Below are 20,575 nucleotides of genomic sequence, written 5' to 3' on the forward strand. Positions count from 1 at the left end.
TTAATATGATTAATTTTATATTATATTAATCAATAAAAGAGTATGATTCTTCTTTGTCTTTCAAACTATTCTATGGTAAAATGAAAAAAGAATAAAAAAATCTCATAAAATATCAATGCATATATTTTATTCTAGAATATCCAAAATTTCATTTGAAAGTCTTCTGAATTTGAATTATTATATTTTTTCAAAATTCGTGAAATTTTTAGAATGAGGTTTTTTCCGAAGTTTGCATTCTATTTTATGATTGTTAAAGGAGTTTTTATGACTTATCCGAACCTTTTAGATCGTTTCTTGACATACGTTAAGGTCAATACGCGTTCTGACGAACACTCTACTACTACTCCAAGTACGCAAAGCCAGGTAGATTTTGCGACCAATGTTCTTATTCCCGAAATGAAACGTGTCGGTCTGCAAAATGTCTACTACCTTCCAAATGGTTTTGCTATTGGTACCTTACCAGCTAATGATCCTAGCTTAACACGCAAGATTGGCTTCATCTCCCACATGGACACAGCTGATTTTAATGCTGAGGGAGTTAATCCGCAAGTCATCGAAAATTACGATGGTGGAGCTATCGACTTAGGAGATTCTGGTTTTAAACTCGATCCGGCCGACTTCAAGAGCCTTGAGAAATATCCAGGCCAAACACTCATCATAACCGATGGCACGACCTTGCTGGGTGCTGATGACAAGTCAGGGATTGCTGAGATTATGACTGCTATTGAATATCTGACTGCTCATCCCGAAATCAAACACTGTGAGATTCGAGTTGGTTTTGGTCCAGATGAAGAAATTGGCGTTGGAGCTAACAAGTTTGATGCAGAAGACTTTGACGTTGACTTTGCCTATACTGTTGATGGTGGTCCGCTAGGAGAACTTCAGTACGAGACTTTCTCAGCAGCTGCTGCTGAGCTTCATTTCCAAGGGCGCAATGTCCACCCTGGTACTGCAAAGGGTCAAATGGTCAATGCCCTTCAGCTAGCAATTGATTTTCATAATCAACTTCCTGAGAATGACCGACCTGAACTAACAGATGGTTACCAAGGTTTCTATCATCTTATGGATGTGTCAGGTAGTGTCGAGGAGGCGCGTGCAAGCTACATCATTCGCGATTTTGAAAAGGATGCCTTTGAAACACGTAAAGCAGCTATGCAGTCTATTGCTGACAAGATGAATCAAGAACTTGGGAATGATCGCGTTAGCTTGACTCTGACAGACCAGTACTACAATATGAAGGAAGTCATTGAGAAAGACATGACGCCTATTACTATTGCTAAAGCTGTTATGGAAGATTTAGGTATCACGCCTATTATCGAACCAATTCGTGGTGGAACAGATGGCTCTAAGATTTCCTTTATGGGTATCCCGACTCCAAATATCTTTGCTGGTGGTGAAAACATGCATGGACGTTTTGAATACGTCAGCCTTCAAACTATGGAGCGTGCGGTGGATACCATCATTGGCATTGTATCTTATAAAGACTAAAAAAGACGAGGTAGCTCAGCTACTTCGTCTTTCTTTTTATTCATTTGGTTGAGCACTTGTCTCAGACTCACTTTGCGCTTGCTTTTCTGTTGGTTTAGAAGTAGCTGTTTCACTGTCTTTCTCAGACTTAGATTGGCTGCCAGTTTCACTTGCTTTTGAACGAAGTTCTTGGTTCAAGCTAATGATTTCTTTAGCTAGAGTGAGGAGACCTTCTTTATCACTGCTTTTGGCTGCAAGTTGATCAAATAGGGCATCAACACGTTCAAAGTCAGCATCGGATCCTTTGTTATCCTCTAAATACTTGTGAAGAGAGAGCAAGACATTATAGAGTTTTTGGTAGATAATCACGGTTTGCGGATCTTGTTCTGCTTCTTTTTTCTCTCGTTGGATAGTCGCTGCAATACGATTTAAAAGATCCTCAAGTTGTGTTTTAGCTTCGTCAAGGTCTGCATTTTCCTTTTCAATAGCCACCTTGATATTAGCTGCTTCTTCAGCTAGGGATTGTTTGACACCATCTTCTTTGACACGTGCTAGGAGTTGAGCAGCTTTAGTTAGGAGAGCATCTACTTCTTCCTTCTTAACATGGCTAACCCGCTCTTCTGGCATAAAATCACCGTAGAGTTCTTTTAGGAATTCATAGATGGCGGTCTTAGCAGTTTGACTATCTACTTTTTCCGTATCTAGAATAGTCTTACCAGCTTTTGTAGATACGGGTTCTTCTTTGAGAGCCTCTTCTACTTCTAGCTTAGTTTGGTAAATAGTTGGGAATAGCTTGTTCAAGTCGGTTGCTTTTAGGAAAGATTGTGACTGGTAAAGTTCCCATGTCAATTTAGCAACACGGTTCCGAAGTTCTTCTCTCAAACGACCATCAGACACATGTTCGTAGAAGTACTTGATGTACTCTACTGTTGTGACTCCTGTCCGATCTCGGAAATCTTGCAAGGCCTGAAGTTTCGCTTCAATGGCAGCCAAATCTGTCTCATCCTGTGCTAGTTTTGCTTCCTGCAAATGTACTAAAAGATCTTTCTTAGGCAAGCCATAAGTGTCCGTATCCAGTGTATTGATCTTATCTACTAAGGCTTGGTACTTCTTATCTAAAGGTGAAGTTTCAACCGGTGCCACACTTTGATCCACATGGATATACTGTTTATCAAAGAGATCCAAGGCTGCTAGATATCCAGCAGTTGAGTTTGTTGCCAGTTTTTTCATATTTTCGGTGAACTGCCCCAAAGCAAGTTCAACCCGTCTCTGCATGATTGGCTGGTCTTTGTAGAGATTTCTGCTATCTGCTAACAGTTGATCCACCTTAGATAGAACTGTTTGTTCATCAAATGCTCCAGGTTGATAGGTCGATTGTAGGGCTGGAATCTTATTTTTCAAAGCTACTTCATAGCCCTTAGTTTGAACCTTGATGTAGTGATTGTGGTCTCCGTGAGGAATCACAAAACTACCACTTTCTACCTGTAAACTATAAGGAGATACCCCATCACGTAGGGCAGTCGTATACAGTTCATTTAGGAAATCCAGTTCTGGGTTCCCAGTTTGGAGAGGAATACGAACATGTTCTTTTCGAACAGCATAGGGATGGATATGGGTTGGATCATAGGCTTGATCCGGATTTCCAAAGACAAAGAATCCATTTGAAATGCGAATCGCTTCGAGCGGAACCCCGTAGGTCTGTGAGATATACTTGATTTTTTCTTCATCGCTAGCATCTCTTGAGAAACTTTCCACAGTCTTGGCAAGTGGTTGAACGTGCTGAGGCTGATGATTTTCTTTCAAGTGATCTTGGGCAGCTTTGATTTGGGCTGTAGTCAAGTCCTTCTTAAAGAAATAATGAGCGTGATCTCCATGAGAAACTACAAACCCTTGCTCATCTTCACTAATAACACGGTCAGCTGCAAAACCATGATCATGTTCTTCACCGTGGTGATGGTCATGCTCCTCTCCATCATGGTCATGATCTTCGTGGTTGGTATCCTGACTTCCATGGTTACCGTCTTGGTCATGATGATGATCTGGTTGAGCTGGATGTTCTGTTGGTTTGCTTGGATTTTCCAAAGGTGTTGGCTTCCCACCGTCGCTAGATAAAGGAATCATACGCGCAATCTTTTCTTCCAAGGCAGAAAGTTTTGTATATGGGATGAAATGATAGTGATTTCCGTGAGGAATCGCCACACCACTCGGCGTTCTACTTGAAATCTTAGCAGGGTCAAAAATCAAGCCATCTGATTCAGCATAACGTTGACTACTTGGAAGAGCATAGAGCTGTTGCAATAGACTCTGAAGACTCTCAGCTTGATTACTTGGTGTTTCAGTTTGTTGACTAGGATTAGTGGTTTGACTGGTTCCATTTTGACTTGGACGATAGTCAGTCACACTCGGTTGTTTTCTAGTTCCAGAAAGGTAGGCTTGGGCAGCAGCCAATTCACTAGCAGACAAGGAACTCTTTGGGATATAGTGATAATGTCCACCATGAGGGACGATATAAGCATCACCAGTATCCTCAATAATATCAGACGGATTAAAGATGTAGCCATCATCTGTAGTATAACGACCTTGTGATCGCGCAAGCGCCACTGCACTGTTAGAAGTTGGTGCATCATGAGTATGACCTTGTTTTTGGCGCTCAATTTCGTCCTTCGTACGAACATTATCAGCATGAGCCACATCTTTAAGGTAGACATAATACTTGTCATCCACCTTGATAATGTAACCACCTTTGATTTCATTGACAATATCAGCATCTTTCAGTTGATAATTGGCATCTTTCATCAACAGTTCTTCGCTGAAAATCGCGTCAAAAGGAACTTTACCATTGTAATAATGGAAATGATCACCATGTGAAGTCACATAACCTTGATCGGTAATTTTCACAACAATTTGCTCAGCCTGAATGTCTTCTTTTTTGCTAACTTGATCTGGTGTCTGATTCTCTGTTTTTTTAGTGTCTTGCTTCCCATCGACATAAGACACACGGTTATTATCTTTGTTTTCTTCCACCTGGTGTTGGTTCAATGCATAGATGCAAAGGCTTAGGGAAAGGACAAGAGCCGATCCTGCTGCAAGGTATTTCTTCTTCATTTTCATCATCTCCTCATTTTAATTCTTCTGCTAAAATACTCATATTTTCTTCTAGATTTTCTAAGTAAGTTTTGTCATTTTCAGGATCTGCTTCTAAAGGATTGAGGGTCTTTAGGCTAACTCCTGTTGATTTGACCAAAGTCTCAGCGACTTTAGAAGAAGCATTGCTCTCAGTAAAGATGGTTTTAACCTTATAGGTCTTAACGAATTCTTGAATTTCTGTTAGTTGTCTCGGACTTGGCTCTTGTTCAGGGGAAATCCCTGCTATACCAAGTTGTTTCAAACCAAAGCGTTTAGCGAGATAAGAAAAGGCTGTGTGTTGTGTAACAAAGGTCTTTTGACTCGCTTTTTCAAAAATAGGCTGGTACTTCTTAGTCAATTCTTGGGCTTTAGCGATAAAGTTTTTAGCATTCTTTTGATACGTTTCCTTATTAGCACTATCAATCTCCGAAAGTTTGTCAGCGATAATCTGAGCTTCTTCACCTGCTTTTTCTGGATCTAACCAAGTGTGAGGGTCATAGAGTGTTTTTTCATCGATGCCGTCACCAGCTTCTACATCTTCTAAGCCCGGTACACGTTCCAAGGTCATTCCTTCAGAAGCTTCTAAAACTTTAACTTTTGAGTTTTTCAAGTTAGGATCTAGACTTCCAGCCCAAGATTCGAGCGTATGAGAATGGTAGACAAAGACATCCGCGTCATAAATAGCAGCAATGTCATTAGCTGACGGTTCAAAGGAGTGAATCCCACTACTTGACTGAATCATCCGTACATCATTCAAGTCCCCTGATACCTCTTTGACCATGGCATAGATTGGGTAAAAACTTGTTACAATCTTCATCCCTTTTGCTTCTTGTTTTTCTTTTTGGCTACATGCTCCTAAGACAAGAACCAGCAAACTTGCCATTAATAATAGAAATGTTCTTTTTTTCATCATTACTCCTTAACTGGTATTTAACCATTTAATTAACTAGTAAATAGTTTATCTTTATTTACACTATATGTCAAGATATTTTGCACATTTTCATGAAAAAAATGAGAACTAGAACTTACATTCTATTCTCATTTTCGATTTTAACTTTTCTAGTTCTCCTATCCTGTTTTTAGGAGCTAGAAAATGCTACTACCTTTACTTGCTCTCCTTTAATAAAGCCAACAACTTTTCAGCCTCAGCCATAATGGTATTGTTATCCTTAGCACCAAATAGCAGGTTATTCTTTAAGCCAGTGAGAGTTTCTTTTGCATTGGACTTGATAATGGGGTCTTGGATCTTTGCAAGTAGCTCTTCAGCCTCTCTCAACTTCGTTTCAACCTTTTCAGTCTCGACCTGAGGTTCTTCGGGTTTCTCCGGTGATTCTTCTTCCGGCTCCTCAGTTGGTTTTGGAGATTCTGGTTTCTCACTTTGAGGTTTCTCTTCGCGAGGTTTTTCTTCCTCAGGTTTTTCTTTACGAGGTTTCTCCACTGATGGTTTTTCCGATTGATTGTTATCAGCTTGACCATTTTGGTTTCTTTGAACATGGTCACTTGCATTGCCCCAACCACTATCTGAATGCGGACGTTCGTTTGGATGTTCGACATAGTACTTGACAGTCGCAAAGAGATCTTCTAGACTATACCCCTTAGGTGCCTCATAAAGTCCTTCGTCAAACCACTCAAATTTGATGTTATGGTAATGGTCATAATGAGGAATAATCAAGCTTCCATTTTTGACTTCTACAGTATGTTGGAGATTGTAAGGCATACGATCAAGTGGCACCTTCTTAGCTGCTTTCACGCGGTTGTAGATAGCTTCTGCTCCTTTAACCTCAGTATTTCCTGGATTCTGATGGTCTGTTGAAGGAGGAGTCAAACCTTTCTCTTTAGCATAAGCCTGGGCTGCCGCTCTTTCGGCTTCAGACAAACTATCTTTTTTAATCCAATGGCTATGGGTCATATGTGGAGTTACATAGGCATCCCCCTCATCACTGGTGATATCACGAGGATCAAAGATATAGCCATCTTCTGTTGTATACTTGCCTGCCAACTTGGCTACTTGAATCTCATCATCTGTGTAAGCTATTTGCGCATTTGGTTTTCCTAAACGTTCTGGATGACGAATCGGTGCTAGATAGGCCAAAATATCATCCACCAACTTGACTTTATCACTTGAAGCATCATTGAGTCGTTCCAAGAGTTTATCCAAAGCGTCAAAATCAACTTTACGACCTTTATTATCAAGTAAGTCCTGATGAATTCTTGCTAGTAAATCATAAGCCTTATTGTAAAATCCTCGATCACCAGATGGGAGGTTGGTTTTCTTAGCTCCTAGCTTATGAGCTAAACTTTCTTGCTTGGCTAGTTTGCTATCAATGGCTGCTACTGTTTCTGCTGAAAGTTCCTTGACAGGAATATAACGTGAGGTTCCATTCTCCTCAAAGACATAGCCATCAGCTACTTTTCGAACCGCTTGTCTAACCAATTTTTCGTCAATTGGATTGCTTGGAGCTGGTTGAGGAGTTGGTGCAGGTTGCGGGCTTGGACTAGGTTCCGGAGTCGGTTGTGGACTTGGTTGTTCTGGTATTGAATCCGGCACCCAATGGTTCGAACGATAGCGAAGCGGGATGATGCGAGCGATTCGTTCTTCCAATTCAGACATCTGTGAATAAGGGATAAAATGGTAATGGTCCCCATGAGGTACTGCAACACCTCTAGCTGTTCGACTTGTGATTTGTGCTGGATCAAAGACAAGGCCATCAGATTCTACGTGTCGTTGGCTGAGTGGCAAGGCATAAAGTTGTTTCAGAAGGCCATCAATATCCTCATCGCTTTGACTTGCTTGGCTATCGTCGCTACTGTTGTTAGCTGTGTTCGTATAGCTGTTGCCTTTTTTATTATAGGATGGGGTCCATCTATCTACATCGCTGCTAGCACTGTTGTTATTGGTACGGCTATAAGTAGGCGTATTTGATTGGCCACTTCTACCAGATAGAAAGGCTTCTGCTGCAGCCAATTCGCTGGCTGATAACTCACTCTTAGGAATGTAATGGTAATGGTTGCCATGAGGAACGATATAAGCATCACCAGTATCTTCAATGATATCGGATGCATTAAAGATATATCCATCATCCGTGGTGTAGCGTCCCTGTGAACGTGCCAAGGCTACCGCGCCATCATTTGCTGAAGTCCCTCCTTCACGATGCTGACTATGTTCTTGTTTTTGTCGATTGATTTCTTCTTTTGTACGGACATTATCCGCATGGGATGCGTCCTTAAGGTAAACATAGTATTTTCCATCTACCTTGATAACATAACCGCCCTTGATTTCACTGACAATATCCTCGTCCTTGAGCTGGTAGTTTGGATCCTTCATCAGCAACTCTTCACTGATGATAGCATCATAAGGGACCTTCCCATTGTAATAATGATAGTGGTCGCCATGTGAAGTGACATAGCCTTGGTCTGTTATCTTGATAACGATTTGCTCCGCATTGATGCCTTCTTTCTTGCTAACCTCATCAGGAGTCAGATTCTCCGTTTTTTGCGCCGCTTGTTTTCCATCTATATAGGAAACACGATTATTTTCCTTAACAGTTCTGGCTTGATACAGTCCCAACTCATAAGAACAGACACTTAAAATTAAAGCCGCCGCAGAACCAGCTAGGTATTTTTTATTAATTTTCATCGAAACTCTCTTTCTTTTTTAATATTTCTATTTGCAATTCATTTCTAAATTGCAGAAACTCCTCTCTATTGCTTAACTGGTTAATAGTTTACTCCTAAATTTGCAACTTGTCAAGAATTTTATGAACCAGTTAAGTATTTTTTTATTCTTCACCGCTACTTTCTCTAGAATGGACTTTATATAAAAAAGATTTTCTTGAAAATTCTTTAAAAAAAATCCCTGCAACTGAGTTGCAAGGACTTTTCGATTAATCAAAATTAACGTATTCTTTTTGAAGTTCAAGAACTTCTTCCATTGTTGAACATTCTGTAAGGGCACGGTTTGCGTACTCTTCCATCTTAGCTGTATCGAGTTTCTTCATCAAGCTACGTGTACGAAGGACAGATGTTGCTGACATAGAGAACTCATCCAAGCCCATTCCGACAAGAAGTGGAACAGCCTGTTGGTCACCAGCCATCTCACCACACATACCAGCCCATTTACCTTCAGCGTGAGCTGCTTTGATAACGTTGTTAATCAAACGAAGGATTGATGGGTTGTATGGTTGGTAAAGGTATGAAACTTGTTCGTTCATACGGTCTGCTGCCATTGTGTATTGGATCAAGTCGTTTGTACCAATTGAGAAGAAGTCAACTTCTTTAGCAAATTGGTCTGCAAGCATTGCTGCTGCTGGGATTTCGATCATGATACCAACTTGGATATTATCCGCAACTGCAACACCTTCAGCAAGAAGGTTCGCTTTTTCTTCGTCAAAGACTGCTTTCGCTGCACGGAATTCTTTCAAGAGCGCAACCATTGGGAACATGATACGCAATTGACCATGAACAGAAGCACGAAGAAGGGCACGGATTTGTGTACGGAACATAGCATCTCCAGTTTCAGAAATAGAGATACGAAGGGCACGGAATCCAAGGAATGGGTTCATTTCGTGAGGCATATCGAAGTAAGGAAGTTCCTTATCTCCACCGATATCCATTGTACGAACAACAACAGGTTTACCGTTCATTCCTTCAAGTACAGCCTTGTAAGCTTCGTACTGCTCGTCTTCTGTTGGGAAGTCTTGAGAATCCATGTACAAGAACTCTGTACGGTAAAGACCAACAGCTTCAGCACCGTTGTCATTGACACCTTCAACGTCTTTTGGAGTACCGATGTTGGCAGCCAATTCAAAGTGTTTACCATCCGCAGTTACTGTTTTAGCATCTTTCAAGAGCGCCCATTCAGCTTTTTGCTTCGCATAAGCTTCACCAGCAGCCTTGAATTCAGCCGCTTGCTCATCAGTTGGGTTGATAATAACCTCACCAGTGATACCGTTAACGGCAAGAATGTCACCGTCTTTAACGATTTCAGTAATATTGTTTGTACCCAATACTGCTGCAATTTCAAGCGTACGCGCCATGATAGCTGAGTGGCTTGTACGTCCACCAATGTTGGTTACAAAAGCTTTTACAAAGTTTTTGTCCAATTGAGCTGTATCTGAAGGAGTCAAGTCATGCGCAATCACGATTACTTCTTCATTGATAGAAGCTGGGTTTGGCAATTTTTTACCAAGGAGGTTTGCCAATACACGTTTTGTCACGTCGCGGATATCCGCTGCGCGTTCTTGCATGTATGGGTTGTCTTCCATACCTTCAAAGATAGTGATAAACATGTCTGTTACTTCTTTCAGACCTGCTTCTGCATTCACTTTCTTCGCACGGATTGTTTCCTTGATTTGGCTGATCATTTCAGGGTCAGCAAGAACCATTAAGTGAGCGTCAAAAACTTGAGCTGCTTCTTCACCGAGCGTACCTACTGCTTTCTCGCGAATAACAGAAAGCTCGTCTTGTGATGCCTGTAGAGCGGCATCAAGGCGAGCTTCTTCTGCGTTTGTATCTTCGACTGTAATAGTCTCAAATGACAAATCCGGTTGAACGAGTAGATATGCTTTTGCAACTGCAACACCGTCAGATGCTGCGATTCCTTTAAGCATTTCTGTCATTTTCCTTATGCCAATCCTTCTTTTTCCATAGTTTCAGTGATAGCAGCGATTGCGTCGTCAGCATCTGCACCTTCAGCTGAAATTGTAACGTCAGCACCTTGGCCAACACCAAGACTCATAACACCCATGATAGATTTAAGGTTTACTGATTTACCTTTGTATTCAAGAGTGATATCTGAAGCAAATTTGCTAGCTGTTTGAACCAACAATGTTGCTGGACGTGCGTGAATACCTGTTTCTGCCACTACGTGGAAATCTTTAGAAGCCATAGTTTGACTCTCCTTTAGTTATTTCTTTTTTGGATTATATGTGATAACCCTTACAAGACTGTATTATATCACCTTCTAGATTATTTTTCAAGTGTTTTATGGACTTTCTTCTATTTCCTTTCTGATAACTTGCTGAAAATCTTCTATTTATCTTACCAATATACAGTATATAGTTTTTTTGTTTTGATAAACTTTGATAGTTCAATGAAAACCCAATTTTACACTCTGACAAAACACTATATCTTGTGCTTTGTTTTTAAAACTGTAACTTTTTAGCACAAGATTTAGTTTAAAAAGTTTGACAAAGTTTTTTTTTCTGATATACTAAGAAAGTAATCTATTTTGAAAGAGGAGTTACGAAATGGTAACCGTTTATTCTAAAAACAACTGTGTCCAATGTAAGATGACCAAGCGTTTCTTGGACAGCAACAATGTCGCTTATCGTGAGATCAATCTCGACGAGCAACCAGAGTACATCGATCAAGTTAAAGAGCTCGGTTTCAGCGCAGCTCCTGTTATCCAAACACCAACTGAAGTCTTTTCAGGCTTCCAACCAGGAAAACTGAAACAATTAGCATAATCTTAGTACATCATCCAGAAGAAATTGCTTCTAGGGCTAACTTAGAGGCCTTTCTTTTGTAATTAGATAAAGGAAATTTTATGGGATTAAAACATCTTGAGGACGTAACTTACTTCCGTCTCAATAACGAAATCAACCGTCCTGTCAATGGACAAATCATGCTTCATAAAGATAAGGAAGCCTTAGATGCCTTCTTTAAAGAAAATGTGGTTCCAAATACCATGGTTTTTGATTCAATTACTGATAAAATCAACTACCTTATTGAACACAACTATATCGAAACTGCATTTCTAAAGAAATACCGTCCAGAGTTTTTGGAAGAATTGCATCAATTTATCAAGAACCAAAACTTCCAATTCAAATCATTCATGGCTGCCTATAAGTTTTACAACCAATATGCCTTGAAGACTAACGATGGGGAATACTACCTTGAAAGCATGGAAGACCGTGTCTTCTTTAATGCACTTTACTTTGCTGACGGGGATGAAGCAATTGCGACTGATATTGCCAATGAAATCATCCACCAACGCTACCAACCTGCTACTCCTTCCTTCTTGAATGCTGGCCGTGCTCGTCGTGGGGAGTTGGTATCTTGTTTCTTGATTCAAGTAACCGATGATATGAACTCTATCGGCCGTTCTATCAACTCTGCTCTTCAACTTTCACGTATCGGTGGTGGTGTGGGAATTTCCCTCAGCAACCTTCGTGAAGCCGGAGCTCCTATCAAAGGTTATGAAGGTGCTGCTTCTGGTGTCGTACCAGTTATGAAACTCTTCGAAGACAGTTTCTCTTACTCTAACCAATTGGGTCAGCGTCAAGGTGCTGGGGTTGTCTACCTCAATGTCTTTCACCCAGATATCATCGCTTTCCTTTCAACTAAGAAAGAAAATGCCGATGAAAAGGTTCGTGTTAAGACCCTCTCACTTGGTGTTGTAGTACCCGATAAGTTCTACGAATTGGCTCGTAAAAATGAAGAAATGTACCTCTTCAGCCCATACTCTGTAGAGCTTGAGTATGGTGTACCGTTCAACTACATCGACATCACTGAAAAATACGATGAATTGGTCGCAAATCCAAATATCCGCAAGACAAAAATCAAGGCGCGTGATTTGGAAACTGAGATTTCTAAATTGCAACAAGAGTCTGGTTACCCTTATGTCGTCAACATTGATACGGCTAACCGTGCAAATCCTGTTGATGGAAAGATTATCATGAGTAACTTGTGTTCTGAGATTCTTCAAGTTCAAGAACCAAGCTTGATCAACGATGCTCAAGAATTCCTTCAAATGGGAACGGACGTTTCATGTAACCTTGGTTCAACCAACGTGGTCAACATGATGACTTCACCTGACTTTGGTCGTTCTATTCGTGCTATGGTTCGTGCCCTTACTTTCGTTACAGATAGTTCACACATCGTAGCTGTCCCTACTATCGACCACGGAAACAGTTTGGCTCACACCTTTGGTCTTGGTGCCATGGGACTTCATAGCTACCTTGCGCAACAACTGATTGAGTACGGATCACCTGAGTCAATTGAATTTACAAGCATCTACTTTATGCTTATGAACTACTGGACCTTAGTGGAGTCAAACAATATCGCTCGCGAACGTGGTATTACCTTCCACAACTTTGAAAAATCAGACTATGCTAACGGTAGCTACTTTGACAAGTATGTGACAGGCGAGTTTGTTCCAAAATCAGACCGTGTTAAAGAACTCTTTAAAGATGTCTTTATTCCAAGTGCTACTGATTGGACTGAACTTCGCGAAAAGGTTCAAGCAGATGGACTTTACCATCAAAACCGTCTAGCTGTTGCTCCAAATGGTTCTATCAGCTACATCAACGACGTTTCTGCTTCTATCCACCCGATTACACAACGTATCGAAGAACGTCAAGAGAAGAAAATCGGTAAAATCTACTATCCTGCTGCAGGTTTGTCAACAGATACTATCCCTTACTACACTTCTGCTTACGACATGGATATGCGTAAGGTGATTGATGTTTATGCTGCTGCAACAGAGCACGTGGACCAAGGGCTTTCGCTCACTCTCTTCATGCGTAGTGACATTCCAAAAGGTCTTTACGAATGGAAGAAAGAAAACAAACAAACGACACGTGATTTGTCTATTCTTCGTAACTATGCCTTTAACAAGGGAATCAAGTCCATTTACTACGTCCGTACCTTTACAGACGACGGTGGGGAAGTTGGTGCTAACCAATGTGAAAGCTGTGTGATTTAATGGAAAAAATTTTTACTACTTGTTTAAATAGTAAATGGGGGCCAATTTACGTTATACTTTTTCTTGGCCCTATGACATTTATTGCTTACTCCGCAATAAAAAAATATGATACCATTGAAATAGGTCCTATAAAACTAAGCAAGGCTGCATAATAATTACTATTACATTGGAGAAATACACCTTATGGAAACTTACTACAAAGCCATTAACTGGAATGCCATCGAAGATGTCATCGACAAATCAACTTGGGAAAAGCTGACAGAGCAATTCTGGCTCGATACGCGTATCCCCTTGTCAAATGACCTAGACGACTGGAGAAAACTATCAAACAAAGAAAAAGACTTGGTTGGAAAAGTCTTTGGTGGTTTGACCCTTTTGGATACCATGCAATCTGAAACAGGGGTTCAGGCGCTTCGCTCAGACATCCGTACACCGCATGAAGAAGCTGTTTTTAACAACATCCAATTTATGGAATCTGTCCACGCAAAATCTTACTCTTCTATCTTTTCAACCTTGAACACCAAGGCCGAAATCGAAGAAATCTTTGAATGGACCAACACTAACCCCTACCTACAAAGAAAAGCGGAAATTATCAATGAAATCTACCTCAATGGTAGCCCACTTGAAAAGAAAGTTGCCAGTGTTTTCCTTGAAACTTTCCTCTTCTACTCTGGTTTCTTTACACCGCTTTACTATCTTGGTAACAACAAACTAGCCAATGTTGCAGAAATCATCAAACTGATCATTCGTGATGAGTCTGTTCACGGAACTTATATTGGTTACAAATTCCAACTTGGTTTTAACGAATTGCCTGAAGAAGAGCAAGGAAAGCTCAAAGAATGGATGTACGATCTGCTCTACACTCTCTACGAGAACGAAGAGGGCTATACAGAAAGCCTCTATGACGGTGTTGGTTGGACTGAGGAAGTTAAAACCTTCCTTCGTTACAATGCTAATAAGGCTCTTATGAACCTAGGACAAGATCCACTCTTCCCTGATTCAGCTGATGATGTCAATCCAATCGTTATGAACGGTATTTCAACAGGAACTTCTAACCACGACTTCTTCTCTCAAGTCGGAAATGGTTACCTCCTTGGTGAAGTTGAAGCCATGCAAGACGAGGATTACAACTACGGTTTGGACTAATTTGACCAATCATTCAAAATATCATGGTTTGTTTAAAACAACCATGATATTTTTGTTTTTGTTTTATTTTGTTTTTTTCTATTTGATTGATTGAGCGTTTTATGGTAAGATAATAATAGTAGAAATCGAGGTGATAAGGATGCTAAAGCAAGAAAAACTAGATAGTATTCTAGAAGCAGTAAATACAAAAGGCACTATTACTGTAAAAGAGATTATGGAGAGTCTTGATGTGTCAGATATGACAGCTCGCCGCTATTTACAAGAACTAGCAGACAAGGATTTGCTGGTTCGTGTGCACGGTGGCGCTGAAAAACTTCGTACAGGTTCTCTCTTAAACAACGAACGCTCAAACGTCGAAAAACAAGGCTTGCAGATTGCTGAAAAACAAGAAATTAGCCGTTTTGCAGGGCATTTGATTGACGAAGGTGAAACTATTTTTATCGGGCCAGGAACAACCTTAGAATGTTTTGCTCGTGAGCTCCCAATTGATAATATTCGTGTTGTAACAAACAGTCTTCCTGTTTTTCTCATCCTAAACGAACGAAAACTAACAGATTTGATCTTGATTGGCGGAAATTATCGCTCCATCACTGGTGCTTTTGTAGGGACACTTACCTTACAGGATTTGACCAACCTTCAGTTTTCTAAGGCTTTTGTGAGCTGTAATGGTATCAAGGATAAAGCTATTGCTACTTTCAGCGAAGAAGAGGGCGAGGTACAACGAATCTCCTTGAACAATGCCAATAAAAAATACTTACTGGCAGACCACAGCAAGTTTAATAAGTTTGATTTTTACACGTTCTACAATATCTCAGAGATTGATACCATCGTTTCAGATTCCAAACTGAGTCAGGAGACATTTGAAGACCTGTCGAAACAAACAACCATTCTTTTATCAAAACCATAAAAATTCCCCTGCCTTTTGGCGGGGAATTTTTGTTGAATTTTATTCAATAAGTTGTGTCTCAGCTAGTTTCTTGTACCAATGAGCCGATTTCTTTGGATAGCGCTCCTGGGTTTCAAAATCAACATAGAAGAGGCCGTAACGCTTTTCGTAACCATTTGACCAAGAAAAGACATCCATCAGAGACCAGATAAAGTATCCTTTGACATTGGCTCCATCAGAGATTGCATCTGCAATCACTTCCATATGTTTCTTAACATAATCAATCCGTCCATCATCGTAGACTGTCCCATCCACAAACTCATCTTTGTATCCGAGACCATTCTCTGTGATGTAGATTTTCTTGTAATTTGGGTAATCTTTCTTCACGCGCATGATTTGATCATACAAACCTTGAGGATAGATAATCCAATCCCAGTCCGTACGTGGGACATAGTCAGGAGCCACTCGACGTCCAACTCCCTTAATCTGATACTTAGAGCTTCCTTTTTCACCCTTACCGTTATGAATGATTTCTGTTTCGCCATCAAAGGCTTGCATCCAATCACTCATGTAGTAGTTAATTCCAAGGAAGTCGTTCAAGTCTTTTGCAGCTTCTAGCACAGCAAAGTCTTCTTCACGCAGATCTAAACTTCCACCATTGACGGATAAAATATGGTTGACGCCTTCCATCGTTTCATCTGAATAGCGTCCTAGATAAGTCGCGTCTAGGATAAACTTGTTATGGATAATATCTTCTAACTCGGCTGCACGAATATCTGCTGGATTATCTGGATCCAGAGGATACTTAGTAGGCAGGGCATGAACCACACCAATCTCCCCCTTGTAACCCTTATCCTTAAAAAGTTTTACTGCACGCGCATGCGACACCATCATATTGTGATGAGATTGGAAGACTTTGGCAAGGTCGTACTGAATACCTGGAGGGAATTTCCCAACCAAATACTGACCATCTCCTATCGGCCCAATTTCATTAAAGGTTGTCCAATAGTTGACTTCTGGAAATTCTTCAAAACAGAAGGCTGCATAATCCACAAAGTGATCAATGTTTTCTCTATTCAGGAAATCTCCGTTTGAATGAAGTGCTTCTGGCGTATCAAAGTGATGAAGAGTTACAAAGGGCTCAACATGACGTTTGTGGCACTCTGCAAATAGATTATGATAGAACTCAACTCCCTTGGCATTAACCTTCCCATAACCAGTTGGAAAGATACGTGACCAAGCGATTGAAATACGGATACCATTGACACCATACTCTTCTGCAAGTTTGAGGTCAACTGGGTATTTGTGATAGAAATCACTGGCTGGTTCAGCAGTGTACCAGTAGTTATCTTTGAGGTATTTGTCCCAGGCGACTGGCCCTTTACCATCAGTATGTGTAGCACCTTCTGCTTGGTAGGCTGCTGTTGCCCCACCAAAAATAAAGTCTTTTGGAAGTGTTTTTGTCATTTGATTCACCTTTCAAGAAATAGAAATGAGATGGGGATATAGTTGGGAGGAGTTCCTCCATCTCACTTCTTCGCTATTTACATTTTATTCTTCGAACTGCGCTTGAACAAAGGCAAGAGCACCTTTTCCATCGCGAGTCAATTTAATGTATTGGCCACCTTCTGTCTTGGCAAGTTTGATACCAAGTTTGTCGGTCTCTGCTTTCATATCTTCAAAGTTAGAAGCAACTTGAGGAGCAAGGATAACCAGATCAAACTCAGGCAACATTTCACGGTGAGCACCATAGCCACCAGCTGCTGCTTTAACAGGAACTTTGTACTCTGCAGCTGCCTTGTTTAGAGCATTTGCAAGGAGACCACTTGTTCCTCCGCCTGCACAAAGAACGAGAACATTAGTTTCTTCAGTGATTGTGTTTTGCGCTGCTTCTACACCTGCTTTTTCAAGAATCGCATCTGCTTTTGCAGTATTGAAGTTTGCTGCTACTTTTTCTTTCAATTCATCATTGGCTTTACCTGAACGCTCTTCTTCAAGAATTTGTTCATCATAAACCTTGAGGAATGGATAGTAGATGGCTACGTCAACAAGGATTAACAAAGCAGCAAGTACAAATGACAAGAATTGGAAGTTTGTACCGAGAACAATACCGAGCGGACCTGGTGTTGTCCAAGGAAGGTTGGCAGTAAATGAGTTCATGCCAAGCGTTTCAATGAAGAATTTAAAGATCCATACGTTGGCAATTGGCGCAAAGATAAATGGAATAAAGAAAATTGGGTTCAAGACAAGTGGCGCACCAAACAGGATTGGTTCGTTTACTCCAAAGAATGTTGGAACAACAGACGCACGTCCGATTGCACGGTTACGTTTTGATTTTGTTAACCACATGAACATGAATGGAACAACCAGTGTCGCACCAGTACCACCCATGGTAACGATAAACATTTGTGTACCAGAAGTAAGAATCTTGTCAGCGTGCATACCTTGTTGGAGAAGGTTCAAGTTTACTTCGGCATTTGCATAGGTAATAGCTGCGATTGCTGGCTCGACGATTGAAGGACCGTGGATACCAACAAACCAGAAGAAGGCAAAGGCACCAAAGATAATGGTAATACCAAGATAGCCATCAGCTGCAGAGAATAATGGTGCAAAGAATTTACCGATTGATTCTGCTACACTGGCTCCAACAAAATGACGAGCTAGTAAATCAAGAGCATAAAGAGAAACCACTGATAGAGTGAATGGAATCACATCTTTAAAGACTTGTGAGATATTTGGTGGAACTTCGTCAGGCATGCGAATAGTGACGTTGTTCTTAACACAAACCTTATAGATTGCTACGGTTACAAAGGCAGCAAGAAAGGCTGAAAGCAAGCCTTTTGTCCCAAGGAAACCTGTCGCAAAGCCACCTTCAATCGGGTCAGCTGCTAACATCAACAAACCAACAATCGCTGCCAATAGTGTTGACATATAGTTGATTTGATTGGTTTTCTCCATGCTACGGTTTACTGAGTCGGTCAATGACTTAGCTGTTGTACCAGCTACCAAGAGAGCTAGAATCCCCATTGAATAACTATAAGGTTTCATGAGGAGATTAACAACATCATCAGACCATTTAAAGCCCCATGAGTTTGGTACAAAAGCAATCAAGATAAAGATACTTGAGAAGAGAATAACGGGCATACCAGCGATGAAACCATCACGAATAGCACGAAGGTAGATATTACGAGACAGTTTTTCAAAGAAAGGCTTTCCTTTCTCGATAAAAGCAATTAGTTTGTTCATTACTTAACTCCTCTCTTGTAGAGTTCGATTAAATGGTGCATCAAATCTTTGAGCAAGATGGTTGTCATCAAGTGATCCTGACCATGCATCATGGTTACACTATAAGCCAAATCCTCACCAGCTGCTTCCTTGGTCAATAGACTTGTTTGCGCGTGATGAGCCTCAGCGATGCAACCACCAGCTTCCTCTACGAGAGTATCAGCTTTCGCGAAATCACCAGCTTCAGCGGCCTTCAAGGCTTCCAATAGTTTTGATCGAGCATCGCCAGCATAGGCAACAATTTCAAAACCTAACAATGTTACTTCTTCTCTATTCATGATAGAATTCTCCTTATGTATTTTTAATTAAATTTTTATGACAATAAACGTTGGATATGTAGAACTAGATAAACTCGCTCACTCTTATACAAATCAAGACCCGTATGTTGCGTAATCACATCATAAATTTTGGATCCGACCTCAAATGCCTTTGGATAGGATTGTTTGATATGGTCTTCCATATCTAGAAGCGATTGATTATCATCTCTGGAACGGTCTAAATAATCCAAAAAATAGTTGAGATGAATCATAAAGCGGTCATAGAAATGATTATTCTCTTTGGTTCGTTGAATTGCATAACCCTTTAGCACTTCTTCAACATTCCTGAGAATTTCTTTCCTCTTATCAATCGACTCAACCACTTGAACTTCATTCTCCCCTTCGGCATTGATGAAATGATAAGCAATCCGAATAATTTCATCCTCAGGGAAATGATCTGTCAACTTCTGACGATAGATTTCAAAGGCTTCCTTTGCGATTTGAAAAGCGACAGGATACTTGGCAGAAATATCTGGCAGATTACTATCCTTGTACCTTCCTTGTGTTAGAGCTTGGTAAGAACAGTAAATATGATCTGTCAAGGTTACGTAGAGATACTCTTGAATCGGATAATGATATTTCTTAGAAAGCTTATCAATAATCTCATAAGTCACTGTGATAAAATCCAGCGGAACATCTTTGAGCAGAGCCATAAAATTTTCTCTGGACTCTTCGGTCTTCATCCGAAAGATTTTCTCAACCTGATTTTCAGCAATCAAATCCCCCTTCTTCTTTCCGAATGCAATCCCCTTACCAATTACAATCACCTCTTCTCCTTTGTCATTTCTGACAAGTGAAACATTGTGATTCATTGGATTTAGAATTCGATACATGTCAACCTCCTTTTATATCTTAAAGGTATATGAGTACAAAAAATGACCACAAATGAACTAGAAAATCTATTGATTTCTAATCCACCTGTGATCATGCCTAATATTACTTAGTAACACTCACCTTGTATTAACTTGTGATTTAAGTATAGCACAAGTAAGTTTTTTTGTAAACCTTTACATGTAACTTTTTTTAAATTTTTTATTTAGATCAATGTTCCTAAGATTAGGGGGAAAACTTATACACGTTCAGTCCATGAAGTCGCTGTTGTTTGAAGAACCTTGTTGAGTTCGTCAATGTTCTCAAATCCAGTTGTACGCAACCACTCACGAGCTGCTGCTTCACCGTCTTTGATGTAGGCTTCAACTGATCCAGCCCAGGTTGCACGGCCACAAAGAACTCCGTTGAAGTTTGCGCCTGATTCGTGGGCAAAGACAAGTGTTTCTTGGAAGAGTTTGGCTGATACACCTGCACTCAAGTAGATATATGGCAAGTTAGTCGCTTCATCTTGTGCTTTGAAGAAAGCTGCTGCTTCTTCGCGTGTATGCACGATTTTACCATCACCAAAGCCTTCAACGTATTTAACATTGACTGGAACTTCTACTTTCAAGACATCGATGTTAAAGCGTGGGTCTGAGAAGACCTTCATAGCACCAATAACCTTGTGTGGTTTCACTTTAGCGTATTCTGCAGAACCTGCATCCGCAATCTTTTCATCGTAAGCCAAGATTTCAAGGAAGAATGGAATGTCTTCCGCCACACACTCAGAACCGATACGTTCGATGTAGGCTTGTTTTTCTTGGTTGAGTT

The 20,575-nt window shown here is 40.5% G+C and carries 15 protein-coding genes; 5 read left to right on the forward strand and 10 right to left on the reverse strand.

Annotation, left to right across the window (positions count from 1 at the left end):
- Positions 1 to 264 precede the first annotated feature (264 nt).
- Positions 265 to 1,488 (forward strand): peptidase T, encoded by a 1,224-nt coding sequence (gene pepT, locus HMPREF2885_RS08755; protein WP_070657845.1) that lies wholly within the window; start codon positions 265 to 267, stop codon positions 1,486 to 1,488.
- Positions 1,489 to 1,524: 36 nt separating this feature from the next.
- On the opposite strand, the gene HMPREF2885_RS08760 is transcribed toward pepT, so the two are convergent.
- The 5 genes from HMPREF2885_RS08760 to HMPREF2885_RS08785 all read right to left on the reverse strand — a co-directional run bounded on the left by HMPREF2885_RS08760 (position 1,525) and on the right by HMPREF2885_RS08785 (position 10,480).
- The gene (locus HMPREF2885_RS08760) at positions 1,525 to 4,572 is read right to left on the reverse strand and encodes a pneumococcal-type histidine triad protein (RefSeq protein ID WP_070657846.1); all 3,048 of its coding nucleotides are present in this window, start codon (positions 4,570 to 4,572) and stop codon (positions 1,525 to 1,527) included.
- 13 nt (positions 4,573 to 4,585) lie between these two features.
- Positions 4,586 to 5,503: a metal ABC transporter solute-binding protein, Zn/Mn family gene (locus HMPREF2885_RS08765; protein ID WP_049550390.1), complete on the reverse strand. Its 918-nt coding sequence runs from the start codon at positions 5,501 to 5,503 to the stop codon at positions 4,586 to 4,588.
- Positions 5,504 to 5,698: 195 nt separating this feature from the next.
- Positions 5,699 to 8,230, reverse strand: a complete 2,532-nt coding sequence (locus HMPREF2885_RS08770) for a pneumococcal-type histidine triad protein (protein ID WP_070657848.1) — start codon at positions 8,228 to 8,230, stop codon at positions 5,699 to 5,701.
- A gap of 247 nt (positions 8,231 to 8,477) precedes the next feature.
- Positions 8,478 to 10,211, reverse strand: a complete 1,734-nt coding sequence (gene ptsP / locus HMPREF2885_RS08780) for a phosphoenolpyruvate--protein phosphotransferase (RefSeq protein ID WP_000138129.1) — start codon at positions 10,209 to 10,211, stop codon at positions 8,478 to 8,480.
- A gap of 5 nt (positions 10,212 to 10,216) precedes the next feature.
- The gene (locus tag HMPREF2885_RS08785; RefSeq protein WP_000146948.1) at positions 10,217 to 10,480 is read right to left on the reverse strand and encodes a phosphocarrier protein HPr; all 264 of its coding nucleotides are present in this window, start codon (positions 10,478 to 10,480) and stop codon (positions 10,217 to 10,219) included.
- 361 nt (positions 10,481 to 10,841) lie between these two features.
- Between HMPREF2885_RS08785 and nrdH the strand changes: the two genes are divergently transcribed.
- From nrdH to HMPREF2885_RS08805, 4 genes are all read left to right on the forward strand, one after another.
- Positions 10,842 to 11,060, forward strand: a complete 219-nt coding sequence (nrdH, locus tag HMPREF2885_RS08790) for a glutaredoxin-like protein NrdH (protein ID WP_000259240.1) — start codon at positions 10,842 to 10,844, stop codon at positions 11,058 to 11,060.
- Between the two features lie 80 nt (positions 11,061 to 11,140).
- Positions 11,141 to 13,300, forward strand: a complete 2,160-nt coding sequence (gene nrdE / locus HMPREF2885_RS08795; RefSeq protein ID WP_042902317.1) for a class 1b ribonucleoside-diphosphate reductase subunit alpha — start codon at positions 11,141 to 11,143, stop codon at positions 13,298 to 13,300.
- 183 nt (positions 13,301 to 13,483) lie between these two features.
- Positions 13,484 to 14,446: a class 1b ribonucleoside-diphosphate reductase subunit beta gene (gene nrdF, locus HMPREF2885_RS08800; RefSeq protein WP_044020836.1), complete on the forward strand. Its 963-nt coding sequence runs from the start codon at positions 13,484 to 13,486 to the stop codon at positions 14,444 to 14,446.
- A gap of 139 nt (positions 14,447 to 14,585) precedes the next feature.
- On the forward strand, positions 14,586 to 15,353 hold the full coding sequence (locus HMPREF2885_RS08805) for a DeoR/GlpR family DNA-binding transcription regulator (protein ID WP_000917586.1): 768 nt from the start codon (positions 14,586 to 14,588) through the stop codon (positions 15,351 to 15,353).
- Between the two features lie 39 nt (positions 15,354 to 15,392).
- On the opposite strand, the gene lacG is transcribed toward HMPREF2885_RS08805, so the two are convergent.
- From lacG to HMPREF2885_RS08830, 5 genes are all read right to left on the reverse strand, one after another.
- The gene (gene lacG / locus HMPREF2885_RS08810) at positions 15,393 to 16,799 is read right to left on the reverse strand and encodes a 6-phospho-beta-galactosidase (RefSeq protein ID WP_070657853.1); all 1,407 of its coding nucleotides are present in this window, start codon (positions 16,797 to 16,799) and stop codon (positions 15,393 to 15,395) included.
- An 84-nt stretch (positions 16,800 to 16,883) separates the two neighbouring features.
- A complete protein-coding gene (locus tag HMPREF2885_RS08815; RefSeq protein ID WP_070657855.1) occupies positions 16,884 to 18,578 on the reverse strand; it encodes a lactose-specific PTS transporter subunit EIIC in 1,695 nt (564 codons plus the stop codon).
- Positions 18,578 to 18,895 carry a PTS lactose/cellobiose transporter subunit IIA gene (locus tag HMPREF2885_RS08820; RefSeq protein WP_001078327.1) on the reverse strand — a complete coding sequence of 106 codons (318 nt, stop codon included), beginning with the start codon at positions 18,893 to 18,895 and terminating at the stop codon, positions 18,578 to 18,580. Before HMPREF2885_RS08820 ends, HMPREF2885_RS08815 begins: the two co-directional genes overlap by 1 nt.
- A 35-nt stretch (positions 18,896 to 18,930) precedes the next feature.
- Positions 18,931 to 19,767, reverse strand: coding sequence for a PRD domain-containing protein (locus HMPREF2885_RS08825; RefSeq protein WP_070657857.1), 837 nt, complete (start codon positions 19,765 to 19,767; stop codon positions 18,931 to 18,933).
- 236 nt (positions 19,768 to 20,003) lie between these two features.
- Positions 20,004 to 20,575 (reverse strand): tagatose 1,6-diphosphate aldolase (locus tag HMPREF2885_RS08830; protein ID WP_148131152.1); only part of this gene is annotated, 572 nt, incomplete at its 5' end.

The sequence above is a fragment of the Streptococcus sp. HMSC062H02 genome, assembly GCF_001813005.1.
GTDB classification, from domain to species: Bacteria; Bacillota; Bacilli; order Lactobacillales; family Streptococcaceae; genus Streptococcus; species Streptococcus oralis_S.